Below are 15,417 nucleotides of genomic sequence, written 5' to 3' on the forward strand. Positions count from 1 at the left end.
TTTTTTTTTTTTTTTTTTTTTTTTTTTTTTTTTTTTTTTTTTTTTTTTTTTTTTACTTATCTATTATTAATTTTTATTATAGTTGATTTTTACATTTTCAAAATTTTAAGATTTATCCCTTGAGAAAATCTTTATTACTTTTTTTACTATACTACCTATCCTTTTAGGAAGCTTTATGACATAAATTCTCATTTTATCCCCCCACATTTATTTAATTATTTATGACATTAATGCCAAACCATATTAATAGTGCTCCAAAGAATAACATCCAAATCCAGTGAGGAAGAAAAACAATAAAAAGGGAAATACCAAAACCAACAGTAATATAGCCTATAATCTTCTTGAACCTGAAATACTTAAATTTAAAGTTCCATGTCACCCGATCACCCCCGGGTTTCTACAGTTTATGTATCCAGTACAATATATTATATTCAGCTACTATTCTATCTGACACAAAAAACCCCCGGAAAATTATTTCCGGGGAAATTTTAATCATTCTTATGAAATAATATTTAAATTTATTTTAATTTATCATTTTTAATTTTTTAATTATATCACCAGGATTCTCACTTTTGTAAATTGCAGAACCAGCCACGAGGATATCAGCTCCTGCCTTGACAATTTCTACAGCATTATTTTCATTTATACCCCCATCAACTTCTATTTTTATATTGTAATTATTTTCCAATATAATTTTTTTTAGAGAAGAAATCTTTTTCAATGAACTTCTTATAAAGTTTTGACCACCAAAACCCGGATTCACAGACATTATTAGGACTAAATCCACTTCTTCAAGAATATTTTCAATAAAACAAAGAGGTGTAGCAGGATTAAGGGCAACGCCAACCTTTACCCCATATTTTTTTACTTCTTGTAACGCCCTGTGAATATGACAAGTAGCTTCGCAGTGAATTGTAATAAGGTCTGCCCCTACACTAGCAAAATCTTTAATATATTTTTCTGGTTTTTCAATCATAAGGTGAACATCAAAGGGGATACTTGTGACCTTCCTCAAACTTTCTATTACACAAGGACCCATAGTAATATTAGGCACAAAATGGCCATCCATAACATCTATATGAATAAAATCTACGCCGAAAGCTTCAACTTTTTTAACTTCTTTTTCCAAATTAGCAAAATCTGCTGATAATATTGAGGGAGCTACCTTAGCCAAAAATATTCCTCCTTTTTTAAGGCCTTAAAAACTGCTTTTATACCACAATTCACCTTCAATCCATACTTCTATATCAATCGTTCCTGTACCTTCTATAGGTACAAGAAGTGGGCTATCCTTTGAAGTGTGCTTACTCTCATATACAGTCCTCTTACCGTTTTTATCAGATACCACTACCTTAACTGTAAATTCTCCTTCCTTTTGTGGAAGGGGTATTGATAAATTGAATTTTTTAGTTTCTTCCTTACCCGAACTTATCGTAAGATTAACAGGCGTACCATTATCTACTTCCGTTCCCGGTTTTGGATATTGGTCAGATACAATATCTTTATCAAATTCTGATTGTTTATATTCAACTTTCCCAATGGTCAAATTATCAGAAAGAATCTCTTTTCGAGCTTCATCCAAACTCTTACCTATTAAATAAGGCACAATAACCTTTTGGGCTTCAGGCCCTAAGCTTATAGTAATATTTATTTCGGTGTTTTCAGGCAATAATAATCCCTCTCTTGGATTTTGATCAATAACAACTCCTTGAGGATATTCAGACGAATTTACACGCTGAATCTGCCCTACTTTAAAATTTGAAGAAGTGATGAGGTTTATTGCTTCGGTTTCTGTAAGCCCTATTAACGCTGGTACCTGAAAAGTTCGAGGCCCTTTGCTTATTACAAGGCTTATTGGAGGATGATTAATTTTTACAACTTCTCCCCCTTTTGGTTCCTGATCTACAACCTGCCCTACTGGCGCATTAGAAAATACCCTCTCAGTTACTTCATACTTTAAATTCTTTTCAGCAAGTTTTTTTGCCGCCTCTTCTTCTGTTAAGCCTATTACATTAGGTACAGTTACCTCAGGGACATCAAAATACTGCTTTGCTATATACATACCAAGATAGGAAAAAGCAATAAATAAAACAATTAGCCCAATAAATATTAAAATACCGCGAAAATAATTCCTTTTTTTCCTAAAAGTTTTTAAACTTTCTTTAATTTTTTCTCCTTCCTCAGTACCTTTAAAAATCAACGTTTTTTCCGCTTCGGGCACTATATAGCCGGTTTCTTCTAATTTCTTTTGAGCTTTAATTATGTCCTTTTTCAACTCAGTAATGGTCTGATATCTATCACCAGGCAGTTTTTCTAAGCATTTATTTACTATTTCCTCTATATAATAGGGAAAACCCGGCAATATTTTTGAAATCGAAGTAGGCTTTTCTTGTAAATGTTTTAAAGCAATAGATACAGGACTTTCTCCTGTAAAGGGAAGCCTTCCTGTAAAAGCCTCATATAAAAGAACTCCAAAGGAATATATATCAGATCGTTCATCGGTAAAATCCCCTTTTGCTTGTTCAGGAGAAAAGTAGTGAACCGAACCTACCATCCCTCCGCTATTGGTAATTGTAGAACAATTTATAGCACGAGCTATACCAAAATCAGTAACCTTCACCCTACCTTCTGGAGTAATTATTACATTATGAGGTTTTATATCTCTGTGAATTATTTTATTTTTATGGGCACATTCTATTGCATCACATATTTGCTTTGCAATTTCTAAAACCAAAGGCGCAGGTAATGAACCTTCCTCTTTTATTATCTGTTTTAATGTTTTCCCCTCAACATATTCCATAACTATATAATGTACTGCGTCCTCTTTTCCTACATCATAAATACTTACTATATTGGGATGTGATAAACTTGCTGCCGCTTGAGCTTCTCGCCTAAACCTCAATACAAACTCATCATCATTAGAAAACTCTGGCCTCAATACTTTAACCGCAACCAATCTATTTAACAGGGTGCATTTGGCTTTATAAACTATAGCCATGCCGCCCCCGCCGATTTCTTCTAAAATTAAATATCTATTACCCAATTTTCTACCTAACATCAACCTATCATCTCCATTTAATCGACTAAAATAGTCACAACAGTTACATTATCGTATCCGCCTCTATCGTTTGCTAAATCCACAAGGATTTGAGATATGGTTTCAGGATTTTTATACTTTAATGCTATATCCTTTATTTCCATATCAGAGAGCATTGCGGTTAATCCATCACTGCAAATTATTATTATATCACCTTTTTCTAAAAAAAGGGTTAAAATATCCGGTTCAGGACAATCTTGTATACCCAAAGCCTTTGTAATTATATGTTTCATAGGATGTAGTTTCATCTCTTCAAAATTGATCTTGCCCTGCTCCATCAGTTCCCAAACTAAGGAGTGATCTTTTGTAAGTTGAGTGATATTTTCACCTCTGATTAGATAAAGCCTGCAGTCTCCGATATGCCCAATATAAAGTTTATTGCAAAATACAACTGCCAAAGTAGAAGTAGTGCCCATACCTGAGCACTCTATATCCGAAGATGCTTTCTCCAATATTTTTTGATTTGCATGGTAAATAGCCTCTCTTATTATTTTTTTGATTTCCTCTTCTTCATTAAATTTTTCTCTATTTCTATAAATATAGGAGGATATTTCTTCTACTGCTATTTGGCTTGCAACTTCCCCACCGTTATGACCGCCCATTCCATCAGCTACTATAAAAATCAAGGGTTCTTCTAAATTTCCTGGCATAAAAAAAGCATCTTCGTTATTTGGTCTTAGCCTTCCTTTATCTGTTTTCCCTGAAAAAATCATCCTTCCACCTCTTTTAAGAAACTCCTCCTCAGCTGGCCACATGCTGCATCTATATCTGCACCCATTTCTGCTCTAACAGTTACCGGAATATTGTTTTCCCTTAAAATGTTCTCAAATCTTTTTATTTCCCTCGGATCGCTTCTTTCGTATAATTTTTCTTTAACAGGGTTCAAAGGAATTAGGTTAACATGGCAGAGCATCCCTTTTAAAAGGCTTACAAGTTTTTTAGCACATCTTTCACTATCATTAACTCCTGAAATTAGAATGTATTCAAAGCTTATTCGCCTTTTTGTTTTCATTATATAAAACTTGCAGGCTTCAAGCAATTGGGTAATATTATATTTTTTATTAATCGGCACCAATTCATCTCTCAAATCATCAAAAGGAGCATGTAGAGAAATCGAAAGGGTAATAGGTATATTTTCTTCAGCAAGCTTATAAATCTTTGGCACCACGCCGCAAGTAGAAACTGTAATTTTCCTATAACTTATGTTAAATGCAAGAGGATCATTTAATATCTTTAAAAACTTAATCAATTCCCTATAATTTAAAAGAGGTTCCCCGCTACCCATAACTACCACGTGCCCTACCTTTTTATTTATTTGTTTTTCTATCTGTAGAACCTGATCAGCCATTTCCCAAGCCTCTAAGCTCCTAACCAGCCCTCCTATGGTTGAAGCGCAAAAAGCACATCCCATAGCACATCCTACTTGGCTCGAAACACAAACACTTGTGCCATAGCTGTATTCCATTTTTACACTTTCTATAATGTTTCCGTCCTCTAAAAGGAAAAGAAACTTTGAAGTATTATCTTTTTTTGAATCCACCCTTTTTATGATTTTGATTTCACCTATATATGCATCTTCTTTTAACTTGGAAATAAGATTTTTTGGAAGATCGCTCATCATTTCAAAATTAGAAACACCTTTATAAATCCACCTAAATATCTGCTTTGCCCGAAATTCCTTTTCCCCTATGTTCTTGATATAATCAGTCAGCTCGTTTAAATCCATTGCTTTGAGATTTTTTTTATCCATAAAGTAAATCCTCCAATTATTCAATTCTTTTTATCCTCGCAATGAAAAAACCATCTATCCCATGAATATTTGGATAAGTCTGCAGCATGCCTTTATCCTTTATATATTTATGCAACTTTTCGGGCAAAAAAGGTTTCAAATCATCAAGCTGAAAATTTTTATTTTCCGACAAAAAAGAATAAATCACATCCTCATTTTCAAGAGGTTCTATGGTGCATGTACTGTAAACAATTATACCTCCGGGTTTTACGTAATTGGAACAGGTTTTTAACAATTTTTGTTGTTCGCTTCTTAAAGAAAGAATATCTTCAGCCTTCTTTGACCACTTTATATCTGGCTTTCTTCTAATGACTCCTAATCCACTACAGGGAGCATCCAATAAAACCCTGTCAAAATAACCAATTAATTTTTCATCAAGTTCTCCTGCATCTTTTTGTTCTGTTTTAACAATTGTAACCCCTAACCTTTCGCAAAGTTTATTAATAAGCTCCAATCGATGCGGATGTAAATCCCAAGCTACTATCTCTCCTTTATTTTCCATTATCTGTGCAATATACGTAGTTTTTCCTCCCGGAGCTGCCGCAGCATCCAAAACTTTATCATTTTTTTGAACTCCCAAAGCCCTTACAACCAAAAGAGAACCCTCATCTTGAGGCTGAAAATAACCTTTTTTAAAATTTTCAGACTCTGCAAAATCCTGAGCTTTTGAAAAATATATTGCTTCTTCAAGGTAAAGTCCTTTGCTTACTTCATACCCTTCTTCTATAAGTATTTTCTGCAATTCCTCTATCCCAATCTTTAAAGTATTTACCCTCACGCAAAGTTTTGGTTTTTCGTTCAAGGCCTGTAAAAGTTGTTTTGTAAACTCAAATCCAAAAAGTTCAACCCATCTCGTCACCATCCATCTTGGGAAGGAATAGTACACACTTAAAAACCTTTCAGGCTCATTTTTTTCATCAGGGTATTCAATTTCACCAAGCTTTCTTATAATATTTCTCAAAACAGCATTAACAAAACTCGCCGAAAATTTTCTATATTTTTTTGCAAGGTTTACCGATTCACTGACGGCAGCATAAGGAGGTATTTTATCAAGAAATATTATTTGATAAACCCCTATGCGCAAAATATTCAAAATAAAATCATCCAATTTGTTTATCGACGTATTTGAAATTTTAGAGATAATATAATCTATACGAATTCGGTTTTTTATAACTCCATATACCAATTCTGCTGCAAGGTTTTTGTCCTGCGGGTCTATACCCTTTTTAAATTGAGCATTTAATTCTAAATTGGAATATGATCCCTTTTCCACTTTTAAAAGCACCTGAAGGGCAAGTTCGCGGGGATTTACCTTATGTTTTTCATTTTCCAAACTCATCACCTTCTGAAAGAGGATGCCCTAATACATAATCAAAGGCTTTCATTCTCTTGCCACCGGATGCCTGAATCTCAGTTATTAATAAAGCTCCATTACCTGTACCGACAAGGATTCCTTCATTTTTTACGATTTTTATTATTTTACCCGGTCCTCCGCTTAAGTCCTCCATGTATCGGGCTTTCCATATCTTTACTTCCTGTCCTTTTAAGTAAGTATAAGCGCCAGGCCAAGGATAAGTTCCTCTGATTAAATTATATATTTCTTTTGCACTCTTACCCCAAGATATTAATCCGTGCTCCTTTTTTAGAATTGGGGCATAAGTAGCCTCTGCATTGTTTTGAGGAATTTTTAAAATATTTCCTTTTTCAATCTCCTTTATACTTTTTAATAAAAGTTCAGCTCCAATTTTAGAAAGCTCAAGGGCTAAGTCTTCACTGGTCCAATACTCCTTTATTTTTATCCTTTCTTGCATAAAAATATCGCCCGTATCCATGCCCTCATCCATCCACATTGTAGTAACGCCCGTTTCTTCTTCACCGTTAATTATCGCCCACTGTATAGGTGCAGCTCCCCGGTATTTGGGAAGAAGGGACGCGTGGACATTAATACAACCTATAAAAGGTATTTTTAAAACCCTTACTGGAAGTATCTGCCCAAAGGCAACTACCACAATAAGGTCAGGTCTTAATTCTTCCAATTCTCTTATAAAGTCCTCTTGTCTAACCTTTTCAGGCTGAAAAACAGGAATTCCATATTTTAACGCCTCTACTTTAACTTCTGGCGGTGTAATTAGTTGTTTACGCCCTTTAGGCTTATCTTTTTGCGTAACTACTGCTATCACATCATAATTATTTTCAATTAAAACTTTTAATGAAGGCACAGCAAAAGAAGGAGTACCCATAAAAACTATTTTCATAATTATGCCTCATCCTTTTTTTCCTCAATTATATTTTTTGCTTTATCAATAAATAAAACACCGTTTAAATGGTCAACCTCATGGCAAATAGCCCTTGCAAATAAACCCTCTGCCTCTATTTCAAAACTTAACCCCTTCTCATCCTGTGCTTTCACTTTCAGTTTTTTTGGGCGAGCCACCTCCCCATAAACTCCAGGTATACTCAAACACCCTTCTATATCAATAATTTCTCCACTCATTTCTATAATCTCTGGATTCACAAAAGTATAAAGCCCTTCTCCAATGTCAATTACCACAACCCTTTTTAGAATTCCTACCTGCGGTGCAGCAAGCCCTATGCCATTTGCCTTTTTCATAGTTTCTACCATATCCTCAATAAGCATCTTAAGCCTATTGTCAAATACAGTAACCTCCAGAGCTTTTTTCCTTAAAACCTCATCTCCCAATTTGCGAATTTCTCTGTACGCCATGGTAAGCCTCCTTCAATATTACCTTCACTACAGGAGATCATAAGGATCCAAATCCCACGAAATATTAACCTTCTCTTCCTGCAGTGAAATATCTTTTAGTTTTTTCTGAGCCAAAATCAAAGGCATATATTTTTTACTCTTAAGTAAAAGGTTGTACCTGAAATTATCTTTTATTTTATGCCTTAAAGCAGGGATTGGACCTAAAAACTCCACATCCCCCTCAAGGCATTTTTTTAGTGTAAAATATGTTTTTTTAGAAAATTCCTCTATATAAAATTTATCCTTTCCTGAAAAGGTTATATTCAGAAGATGACAAAAAGGTGGATAATTGAATTCCCTTCTGATTTTTAGTTCTTGTTTGATAAAATTATTTATGTCATACCTTACAGCTGAATCTATTACGAAAGATTCTGGGCAAAAGGTTTGAACAATTACTTTCCCATTGGTTTTGCCCCTTCCTGCCCTCCCAGCTACTTGGGTAATAAGCTGAAAGGTTCTTTCACCTGCTCTAAAATCTGGAATGTTTAAAGTAACGTCAGCTAATAAAATCCCTATTAAAGAAACATTTGGAAAATCAAGGCCCTTTGTTATAGTTTGAGTTCCTATTAAGACATTAGCCCTGCCTGTTTTGAATTCCAATAGTTTTTCTTTTAATAAAACCCCTTTTTTAGACAAAACATCAGCATCTATTCTTACCGGTATAATTTCGGGAATTAGTTTTTTTATTTCTTCTTCAATTTTCTCAGTGCCGCTTCCATAATAACCTATCTTACTTCCCTGGCATTTAGGGCAAATTTCTAAAGTTGCTTCCCTGTAATCACAGTAATGACACCGCAAGGTTTTATCTTCCAAGTGATAAATTAATGAAATGTCGCAATGGGGGCATTTAGCAACAAACCCGCAGTCTTTGCACAATACAAAAGTTGAATATCCCCTCCTATTTAGGAAAAGTATAGCTTGTTCTTTTCTTGATATGGTATGTTGTAGTTCCTCAACCAACCTGCGGCTGAAAATGCTTTTATTACCGCTTTTCAGCTCCTGTCTCATATCAATGATTTCGAATACAGGCAAAGGCTTATTATTTACTCTTTTTCTCATTTTTACCAATAAGAAATTTCCCTTTTTTGCTTCATAAATACTTTCTAAAGAAGGGGTTGCACTTCCAAAAATTAATAAGGCATTTTCCTTTTTTGCTCTTAATCTTGCTACAATCCTCGCATCGTAAAAAGGGTATTCGGATTGTTTGTAAGAAGTTTCATGTTCCTCATCTATCACAATAACGCCTAAATTTTTCACAGGAGCAAAAATTGCGGATCGAGCCCCAATTACAATATTAACTTCGCCTTTTGCTATTCTCAACCATTCATCAAATTTCTCTCCTTCAGACAAACCACTGTGCAAAATTGCAATATTACCCGGAAATCTATTTTGGAAAATATCTACCATTTGAGGCGTTAAAGAGATCTCGGGAACTAAAAAAATAGCACCCTTCCCGCTTAAAATCACTTTTTCAATTATCCTCAAATAAACTTCCGTTTTTCCGCTTCCGGTAACCCCAAATAAAAGAACCGGTTTTTTTTCACCCTCCAAATTTTTTAAGATAATTTTTACTGCATTCTCCTGTTCTGGTGAAAGAAAAATTTTATCTTTTTCGGCATTATATTCGAGAGAATATTTTATCTTGGCTTTATTCACTGCTCTATATTCTTTAAAAACCGCATTTTTTTTATAAAGTGCCTCTAACACTGCCCTTACTTTTTCTTTGGCCAATCCTGTTTCTTTTGAGATTTCTTCTATTGATGTGTAGTCTTTTTGTAACAAATGCTGATAAATTAATTTTTGATTTTGCGATTTTAGGTCGTTTTTAAAATCCTTATTTACTTTATATACAACTGTTTTTCTTATTCCACTTTTAGCAGGAAACATCAGCTTTAAAAAATCTATTAAAAAAGCCCCATAGTATTCTGAAAGACTCTTGGAAAGTTCTACCATTTCTTTAGGTAGGGCAACTTCATCAACTTCTATTATGCTTTTTAATTTGCCCCTTATTTTTTCATCTAAAAATTCTTCCTCTATAAAATCTACAACAAAACCCTGCCTTTTCTTATTGCGGAAAGGCACAACCACCCTGCTTCCAATTTTTATATTGTTAATAATCTCTTCTGGAACAAGGTAAGAGTACTCTCCTTTTACCTTAGGATGTTTTACATCTACTGCTACCTGGACAATTTTCCCCAAGCTCTTACCCGGTATCCCAAACAGTGCAAAAAAGCACTTGTTTGAGGCTGGGCTATTTATATTCCGCCTTTTTTTCAGGTGTGCCCTTTCCCAGCAGGCGGTATTTAGGCACACCTTGTTTTTAACATTTCAATAAGGCTTTTATCCTATCTAAAATTAAATGGGCAACTTCTTTTTTGCTCAATAGCGGAAATTCTTCTATCCTTCCATCTCTATATAATATTTTTACTATGTTTGTATCAACTTCAAAACCAGCGCCTTGTTTTGTGACATCATTTAAAACTATCATATCAAGGTTCTTTTTCAAAAGCTTTTCTCTTGCATTGCTCTCAGGTATATCTGTTTCTGCTGCAAAACCTACCAAGATCTTGTCTCCCTTTTTTTCCCCGAGTTCCTTTAAAATATCAGGATTTTTAACAAGTTCAATAAAAACTTCCTCTTCTGACTTTTTTATTTTATGCTCGCTCCTATACTTAGGGCGATAATCAGAAACAGCAGCAGCTTTTATAACCACATCCGCCCAAGGAAAAAGCTCATCAACCTTCTTTTTCATTTCCACAGCAGTTTCCACTCTATGAAATATTTGCAAATCCGGAGGAGGCTCAAGGCTGACTGGACCGGAAATAAGCGCGACTTCTGCCCCCCTTTCTAAAGCCGCTTCAGCTAATTTGTAACCCATTTTCCCCGATGAACGATTGGAAATAAACCTAATTGGATCAATGTACTCCCTCGTAGGCCCCGCTGTAATTAAAATTTTTGTTCCTTTTAAATCCTCTTGCATTTGTGCAATTTTTTCAATATACTCTACAATTTCTTCAGGATCAGGAAATCTCCCTTTACCTATTTTCCCGCAGGCTAAAAATCCTTCTTCAGGTTCCATAATATGACAACCATAGTTTTTCAAAATCTCTATATTTCGTTGAGTAACAGGGTTTTCATACATATTGACATTCATTGCTGGAACAATTACTTTTTTCGCTTTTGTAGCGAGAAATGTAGTTGTTAGCATATCATCAGCAATACCCGAGGCAAGTTTAGCTAAAATATTGGCCGTACATGGAGCAATAACAAAAAAGTCTGCTTTATCTGCCAGGGATACATGCTCTACTTCCCAATGGGAAGGTTCCTTAAACATGTCCTTTATTACAGGATTTTCAGAAAGGATTTGAAAAGTAAGGGGAGCTACAAATTTACAGGCCGATTCAGTCATTACGACCTGAACAGAAGCTCCCCTTTTTTTTAAAAGTCTTGTCAATTCACAGGCTTTATAAGCCGCTATGCTACCTGTAACTCCTAAAACAATAAATTTACCCTTAAGCATATCTAACCCGCCTTTTTATTTTGTTTTTATTCGCTCAATTTTAATCTTTCCTGCATCTAATTCAAAAAGCGCTATAGAAACCGGTTTTGTGGTTTTTACATCAACCAATTTGGGAGCTCCTTCAACCAACTGCCTTGCCCTTTTTGCAGCTGCAACTACTATTGTATATTTACTATCAAACTTGCTTGTTAAAGAATCAATTGACGGATACATCATAAATCTGCTCCCCCCTTTTTAATGCATTTTTTCAATTATATCAGGATTCCTATAAACCCTGCATTTCTCTGCTATAATAATGGCTTGTAATTTTTCTACAGCTTTTTCTAAATCATCATTGACAATTACATAATCATAAGAAGACAGGGCTTTTAACTCTTCTAAAGCACACATCAATCGAAGCCTCATAGATTCCTCTGTTTCACTGCCCCTTTTTTCTATTCTTCTCTTTAGCTCCTCTAAATCAGGAGGAAGTATAAATATGAAAACCGCATCTTCCCAAGTTTGCCTTATCTGTTTTGCTCCCTGTATATCAATTTCTAAAATAACATCTTGTCCATTGTTTATTCTCTCCTCAACAAATTTTCTTGGAGTTCCATAGTAATTATTATAAACATTTGCCCACTCTAAAAAACATCCCTCTTTAATCATTTTTTCAAAAGTTTCCTTATCGGTAAAAAAATAATTAACTCCGTCTTTTTCTCCAGGTCTTGGTGTACGAGTTGTATAAGAAATGGAAAGAGCAATGTTGGGATTTTTTTCCAATAATCGGCTGCAGACAGTTCCTTTCCCTGCCCCCGATGGCCCTGATAACACAATAAGCATACCTTTTTTGCCCATAATTTCTACTCTCCTATTTTACTTCATCTTCTTCTTCAATTTCATCTTCTTCAATTTCTTTTTCACTTAATCTATTTGCAACTGTCTCTGGCTGTACGGCGGATAATATTACATGATCGCTATCGGTTATAATTACAGCACGTGTCCTCCTGCCGTAAGTTGCATCAATCAGCATCCCCCTGTCCCTTGCTTCCTGAATAATCCTTTTTATTGGCGCTGATTCAGGGCTTACTATTGCAATAATCCTATTGGCAGAAACAATATTCCCAAAACCTATATTTACTAACTTTATGTCCACAAAATTTTCCCTCCTGAAATATTATTCTAAATTTTGAACCTGCTCCCTTATTTTTTCGAGCTCGCTTTTTATGTCGATAACCTGCTTTGATATTTCATAATCCGCACTTTTGGAAGCAATGGTGTTTACTTCCCTAAACAATTCCTGAGCTATAAAATCCATTTTTTTACCTATCGGCTCATTCAAACCAAAAAGACTCTTAAATTGTATAATATGACTTTCCATTCTCACTATTTCCTCATTGATGTCCGATCTTTCTGCAAAATAAGCGACTTCCATCTCAAGCCTCTCTTTATCTAAAATATTTTTATCAACCAATTCGGAAATCCTTTTTTCTAACCTGTTTTTATATTCTAATAAACTTATTTCACGCCGTGACTTTATAACATCCAACTTTTGCGTTATTTTATCCAACCTTTTTTCTATATCAGCTATTAAAACTTTACCTTCTTCCTCTCTCATTTTATCTAAATTCATTACCGCTTCATTTAGTGCAGGTTTTAAGGAAACCCATAATTCTTCGTCATTTACATTTTTTTCTACCTTAAAAATATCAGGAAGTAGGGAGAGGAGCTGTAAGGTTATTGGCCCCTCAAACCCTACTTTTTCTTTTATTTCTAAAAGTTTGCAATAAAAAGCTTCAATGGTCTTGTCATCGGTTTTAATTTCTCCAACAAAATTTTCGGGGCAGTAATTAATATAAACATCAACCCTCCCGCGCGAAATACGCTCTTTTATAAAACTTCTTATTTTCTCTTCCAAAAAAAGCCATGGTTTTGGAAGCCTAATATAAATATCTAAAAATCTATGGTTAACCGTTTTTATTTCAACTTCCCAGCCAAATTCCTGTGAGGATTTTCCTCTCCCATACCCCGTCATGCTTTTAGCCATTAAATCACATCCTCTTGGGTGTTAAAATGTTATTTTTTTAATTCTTTCCATTGCTTCATTCAACCTATGGTCGGGGGTAGTAAGAGAAATCCTTACATAACCTTCTCCATACTCTCCATATGCATTGCCCGGGGTTACTACAACTGCAGCCTTTTCTATCAATTTTTCTGCAAAGCTGGCAGAAGTGTATCCTTCTGGAACCTTAACCCATATATAAAATGTACCTTTTGGAGGTTTTACATCTAAACCTATTTCCCTCAATGTATTTACTACCAAATCCCTTCTTTTCTTAAAAATGTCAATCATTTCTTTTATGCTGTCCTGAGGACCTAATAAGGCTTCCACTCCAGCTTTTTGTATAGCAGTAAATTGACCCGAATCCACATTAGTTTTTATTATTCCTAAACCCTGGACTATTTCGCTATTACCAACTACATAACCAATTCTCCAACCCGTCATTCGGTATGGTTTTGAAAGAGAACCAAATTCTACCGCAACATTCTTTGCACCCGGTATAGAAAGGATGCTGGGTGCTTGGTATCCGTCATATGTAATCTCTGCATAGGCGCTGTCATGACATAGAATTATATCATATTTTTTTGCAATTTCTACAGCTTCTTCAAAAAACTTTTCATCCGCTACAGCCCCAGTTGGATTGTTAGGATAGCACAAAAACATAATCTTTGCTTTTCTTAATATTTCTTCATCAATTTTTGAAAAATCGGGTAAAAAGTCGTTTTCTTCCAAAAGCGGCATTGTGTAAGGTATGCCTCCTGCAAAAATCGCTGCAGTCTTATATACAGGGTAAGCAGGATCAGGTATCAATACATAATCTCCAGGATTTACAAAAGCCCAAAATATATGAGCAATCCCTTCTTTTGACCCGATTAATGCCATTACTTCATTTTTGGGATCTAAAGTAACGTTAAAACGATTTTTATAGTATTTTGATACTGCTTCTCTGAATTCCATAGAACCTTCATAATCTGGATATCTGTGATATTCCTTGACCTCTATCGCTTTTTTCATAGCTTCTACAATGTTGGATGGCGTAGGAAGATCAGGATCTCCTATACCCAAGCTAATAACATCTATACCCTTGCTTTTAAGTTCAGCTATTTTTTTATCAATTTGTGCAAAAAGATATGGTGGTATCTTCTTTATTCGTTCGGCACGTTCCAATTCTCATCCCTCCAAAAATTTTATTAGATTTGCTTTTATAGGCGTCTTAAATTAAAGATACGAAAGTTCTAATTCTCCGCTAAAAACCTCTTTAGCCGGACCAGTCATATACACCCTTTTATTTTCTTCAATCTGTATAAATAAGTCACCTCCCGGTAGATTTACAGTAACTTCATCCTTTACAAACCCTTTCTTATACGCTGCTACAGCGCTGGCACAAGCACCAGTGCCGCATGCCATTGTTATTCCAGCACCTCTTTCCCATACTCTCATCTTCAGTTGATTTTGGGAAACCACTTCTACAAATTCGACATTGGTTCTTTTTGGAAAAAGAGGATGATGTTCTATTTTTGGTCCTAAATTTTCTAAATTTACATTATCAACATCTTCGGTGAAAATTACACAGTGGGGATTGCCCATAGAAACAGCTGTAGCCTTAAAAGCTTTTCCATCAACAGTTAAATCAAAATCTAAGGCCTCTTCTTTGGGGTTTCCTAACATCGGAATATCTTCCCTTAAAAGGCTGTAAAAACCCATATCAACTTTTACTGCTTCTATTTTATCATGTTTAACAATAATTTCCGGTTTTATAATTCCCGCTAAGGTTTCAATTTCCATTTTCCTTTTTTGCACAATATTCCTTGTATAAACATACATAGCAAAACATCTGATGCCGTTTCCGCACATGGTTGCCTCGCTGCCATCGCTGTTTATTATCCGCATTTTTACATCGGCTGATTCAGAAGGCAATAAAAGTAAAATACCATCAGCTCCTATACCGAAATGACGGTCGCAAATCAATTTTGCTTTTTCCACGACAGGAGTTATATCTTCTTTAAAACCATCAACTACGATAAAATCATTTCCAAGACCATGCATCTTTGTAAACTTCATTTTTCACCCTCGCCCTCTTTTTTACGCTGAAAATCGTTAGTATTTATTATATCATTTAATTTTTTTCAATACAATATTTGTCATTTATTTAGATCGCGTCAAGTATTTTTAGGTTTTTTTAAAACTCACCATCTCACCACAAGAT

Annotated in this window: 17 protein-coding genes; all 17 read right to left on the reverse strand. The window is 34.8% G+C overall.

Annotated features, from left to right (window positions below):
* Window positions 1-105 precede the first annotated feature (105 nt).
* The 17 genes from spoVM to dapF all read right to left on the reverse strand — a co-directional run bounded on the left by spoVM (window position 106) and on the right by dapF (window position 15,272).
* Window positions 106-207, reverse strand: a complete 102-nt coding sequence (gene spoVM, locus ACPLVF_RS11220; RefSeq protein WP_424907917.1) for a stage V sporulation protein SpoVM — start codon at window positions 205-207, stop codon at window positions 106-108.
* 4 nt (window positions 208-211) lie between these two features.
* Window positions 212-379: a hypothetical protein gene (locus ACPLVF_RS11225; protein WP_424907918.1), complete on the reverse strand. Its 168-nt coding sequence runs from the start codon at window positions 377-379 to the stop codon at window positions 212-214.
* Window positions 380-523: 144 nt separating this feature from the next.
* Window positions 524-1,174: a ribulose-phosphate 3-epimerase gene (gene rpe / locus ACPLVF_RS11230; RefSeq protein ID WP_424907919.1), complete on the reverse strand. Its 651-nt coding sequence runs from the start codon at window positions 1,172-1,174 to the stop codon at window positions 524-526.
* A 24-nt stretch (window positions 1,175-1,198) separates the two neighbouring features.
* Window positions 1,199-3,058: a Stk1 family PASTA domain-containing Ser/Thr kinase gene (gene pknB, locus ACPLVF_RS11235; RefSeq protein WP_424907933.1), complete on the reverse strand. Its 1,860-nt coding sequence runs from the start codon at window positions 3,056-3,058 to the stop codon at window positions 1,199-1,201.
* A 17-nt stretch (window positions 3,059-3,075) separates the two neighbouring features.
* The gene (locus ACPLVF_RS11240) at window positions 3,076-3,810 is read right to left on the reverse strand and encodes a Stp1/IreP family PP2C-type Ser/Thr phosphatase (protein ID WP_424907920.1); all 735 of its coding nucleotides are present in this window, start codon (window positions 3,808-3,810) and stop codon (window positions 3,076-3,078) included.
* Complete coding sequence (rlmN, locus tag ACPLVF_RS11245) at window positions 3,807-4,847, reverse strand: 23S rRNA (adenine(2503)-C(2))-methyltransferase RlmN (protein WP_424907921.1); 1,041 nt, start codon at window positions 4,845-4,847, stop codon at window positions 3,807-3,809. Before rlmN ends, ACPLVF_RS11240 begins: the two co-directional genes overlap by 4 nt.
* 16 nt (window positions 4,848-4,863) lie before the next feature.
* On the reverse strand, window positions 4,864-6,219 hold the full coding sequence (gene rsmB, locus ACPLVF_RS11250) for a 16S rRNA (cytosine(967)-C(5))-methyltransferase RsmB (RefSeq protein WP_424907922.1): 1,356 nt from the start codon (window positions 6,217-6,219) through the stop codon (window positions 4,864-4,866).
* Window positions 6,209-7,141: a methionyl-tRNA formyltransferase gene (gene fmt / locus ACPLVF_RS11255; protein WP_424907923.1), complete on the reverse strand. Its 933-nt coding sequence runs from the start codon at window positions 7,139-7,141 to the stop codon at window positions 6,209-6,211. Before fmt ends, rsmB begins: the two co-directional genes overlap by 11 nt.
* A 2-nt stretch (window positions 7,142-7,143) precedes the next feature.
* Window positions 7,144-7,611, reverse strand: coding sequence for a peptide deformylase (def, locus tag ACPLVF_RS11260; protein WP_424907924.1), 468 nt, complete (start codon window positions 7,609-7,611; stop codon window positions 7,144-7,146).
* 27 nt (window positions 7,612-7,638) lie between these two features.
* Window positions 7,639-9,849: a replication restart helicase PriA gene (priA, locus tag ACPLVF_RS11265; RefSeq protein WP_424907925.1), complete on the reverse strand. Its 2,211-nt coding sequence runs from the start codon at window positions 9,847-9,849 to the stop codon at window positions 7,639-7,641.
* Between the two features lie 121 nt (window positions 9,850-9,970).
* On the reverse strand, window positions 9,971-11,170 hold the full coding sequence (coaBC, locus tag ACPLVF_RS11270) for a bifunctional phosphopantothenoylcysteine decarboxylase/phosphopantothenate--cysteine ligase CoaBC (RefSeq protein ID WP_424907926.1): 1,200 nt from the start codon (window positions 11,168-11,170) through the stop codon (window positions 9,971-9,973).
* A gap of 15 nt (window positions 11,171-11,185) precedes the next feature.
* Window positions 11,186-11,386 (reverse strand): DNA-directed RNA polymerase subunit omega, encoded by a 201-nt coding sequence (rpoZ, locus tag ACPLVF_RS11275; RefSeq protein WP_424907927.1) that lies wholly within the window; start codon window positions 11,384-11,386, stop codon window positions 11,186-11,188.
* 18 nt (window positions 11,387-11,404) lie between these two features.
* Window positions 11,405-12,007 (reverse strand): guanylate kinase, encoded by a 603-nt coding sequence (gmk, locus tag ACPLVF_RS11280; RefSeq protein ID WP_424907928.1) that lies wholly within the window; start codon window positions 12,005-12,007, stop codon window positions 11,405-11,407.
* Window positions 12,008-12,020: 13 nt separating this feature from the next.
* Window positions 12,021-12,305, reverse strand: coding sequence for an extracellular matrix/biofilm regulator RemA (gene remA, locus ACPLVF_RS11285; RefSeq protein ID WP_424907929.1), 285 nt, complete (start codon window positions 12,303-12,305; stop codon window positions 12,021-12,023).
* A 21-nt stretch (window positions 12,306-12,326) separates the two neighbouring features.
* On the reverse strand, window positions 12,327-13,196 hold the full coding sequence (locus ACPLVF_RS11290; RefSeq protein ID WP_424907930.1) for a YicC/YloC family endoribonuclease: 870 nt from the start codon (window positions 13,194-13,196) through the stop codon (window positions 12,327-12,329).
* Between the two features lie 21 nt (window positions 13,197-13,217).
* Entirely contained in the window at window positions 13,218-14,378 is a 1,161-nt protein-coding gene (locus ACPLVF_RS11295; RefSeq protein ID WP_424907931.1) for an LL-diaminopimelate aminotransferase, read from the reverse strand.
* A 51-nt stretch (window positions 14,379-14,429) separates the two neighbouring features.
* Window positions 14,430-15,272 (reverse strand): diaminopimelate epimerase, encoded by an 843-nt coding sequence (gene dapF, locus ACPLVF_RS11300; protein ID WP_424907932.1) that lies wholly within the window; start codon window positions 15,270-15,272, stop codon window positions 14,430-14,432.
* Window positions 15,273-15,417: the final 145 nt, after the last annotated feature.

This window comes from Thermovenabulum sp. (assembly GCF_049701175.1).
Lineage (GTDB): Bacteria > Bacillota > Thermosediminibacteria > Thermosediminibacterales > Thermosediminibacteraceae > Thermovenabulum.

Excerpts from the sequence above, each read along its gene's own strand:
- fmt (WP_424907923.1), bottom strand. The coding sequence starts at position 7,141 with ATGAAAATAGTTTTTATGGGTACTCCTTCTTTTGCTGTGCCTTCATTA.
- def (WP_424907924.1), bottom strand. The coding sequence starts at position 7,611 with ATGGCGTACAGAGAAATTCGCAAATTGGGAGATGAGGTTTTAAGGAAA.
- gmk (WP_424907928.1), bottom strand. The coding sequence starts at position 12,007 with ATGGGCAAAAAAGGTATGCTTATTGTGTTATCAGGGCCATCGGGGGCA.
- pknB (WP_424907933.1), bottom strand. The coding sequence starts at position 3,058 with ATGTTAGGTAGAAAATTGGGTAATAGATATTTAATTTTAGAAGAAATC.
- rlmN (WP_424907921.1), bottom strand. The coding sequence starts at position 4,847 with ATGGATAAAAAAAATCTCAAAGCAATGGATTTAAACGAGCTGACTGAT.
- ACPLVF_RS11290 (WP_424907930.1), bottom strand. The coding sequence starts at position 13,196 with ATGGCTAAAAGCATGACGGGGTATGGGAGAGGAAAATCCTCACAGGAA.
- ACPLVF_RS11240 (WP_424907920.1), bottom strand. The coding sequence starts at position 3,810 with ATGATTTTTTCAGGGAAAACAGATAAAGGAAGGCTAAGACCAAATAAC.
- coaBC (WP_424907926.1), bottom strand. The coding sequence starts at position 11,170 with ATGCTTAAGGGTAAATTTATTGTTTTAGGAGTTACAGGTAGCATAGCG.
- dapF (WP_424907932.1), bottom strand. The coding sequence starts at position 15,272 with ATGAAGTTTACAAAGATGCATGGTCTTGGAAATGATTTTATCGTAGTT.
- spoVM (WP_424907917.1), bottom strand. The coding sequence starts at position 207 with ATGTGGGGGGATAAAATGAGAATTTATGTCATAAAGCTTCCTAAAAGG.
- rpoZ (WP_424907927.1), bottom strand. The coding sequence starts at position 11,386 with ATGATGTATCCGTCAATTGATTCTTTAACAAGCAAGTTTGATAGTAAA.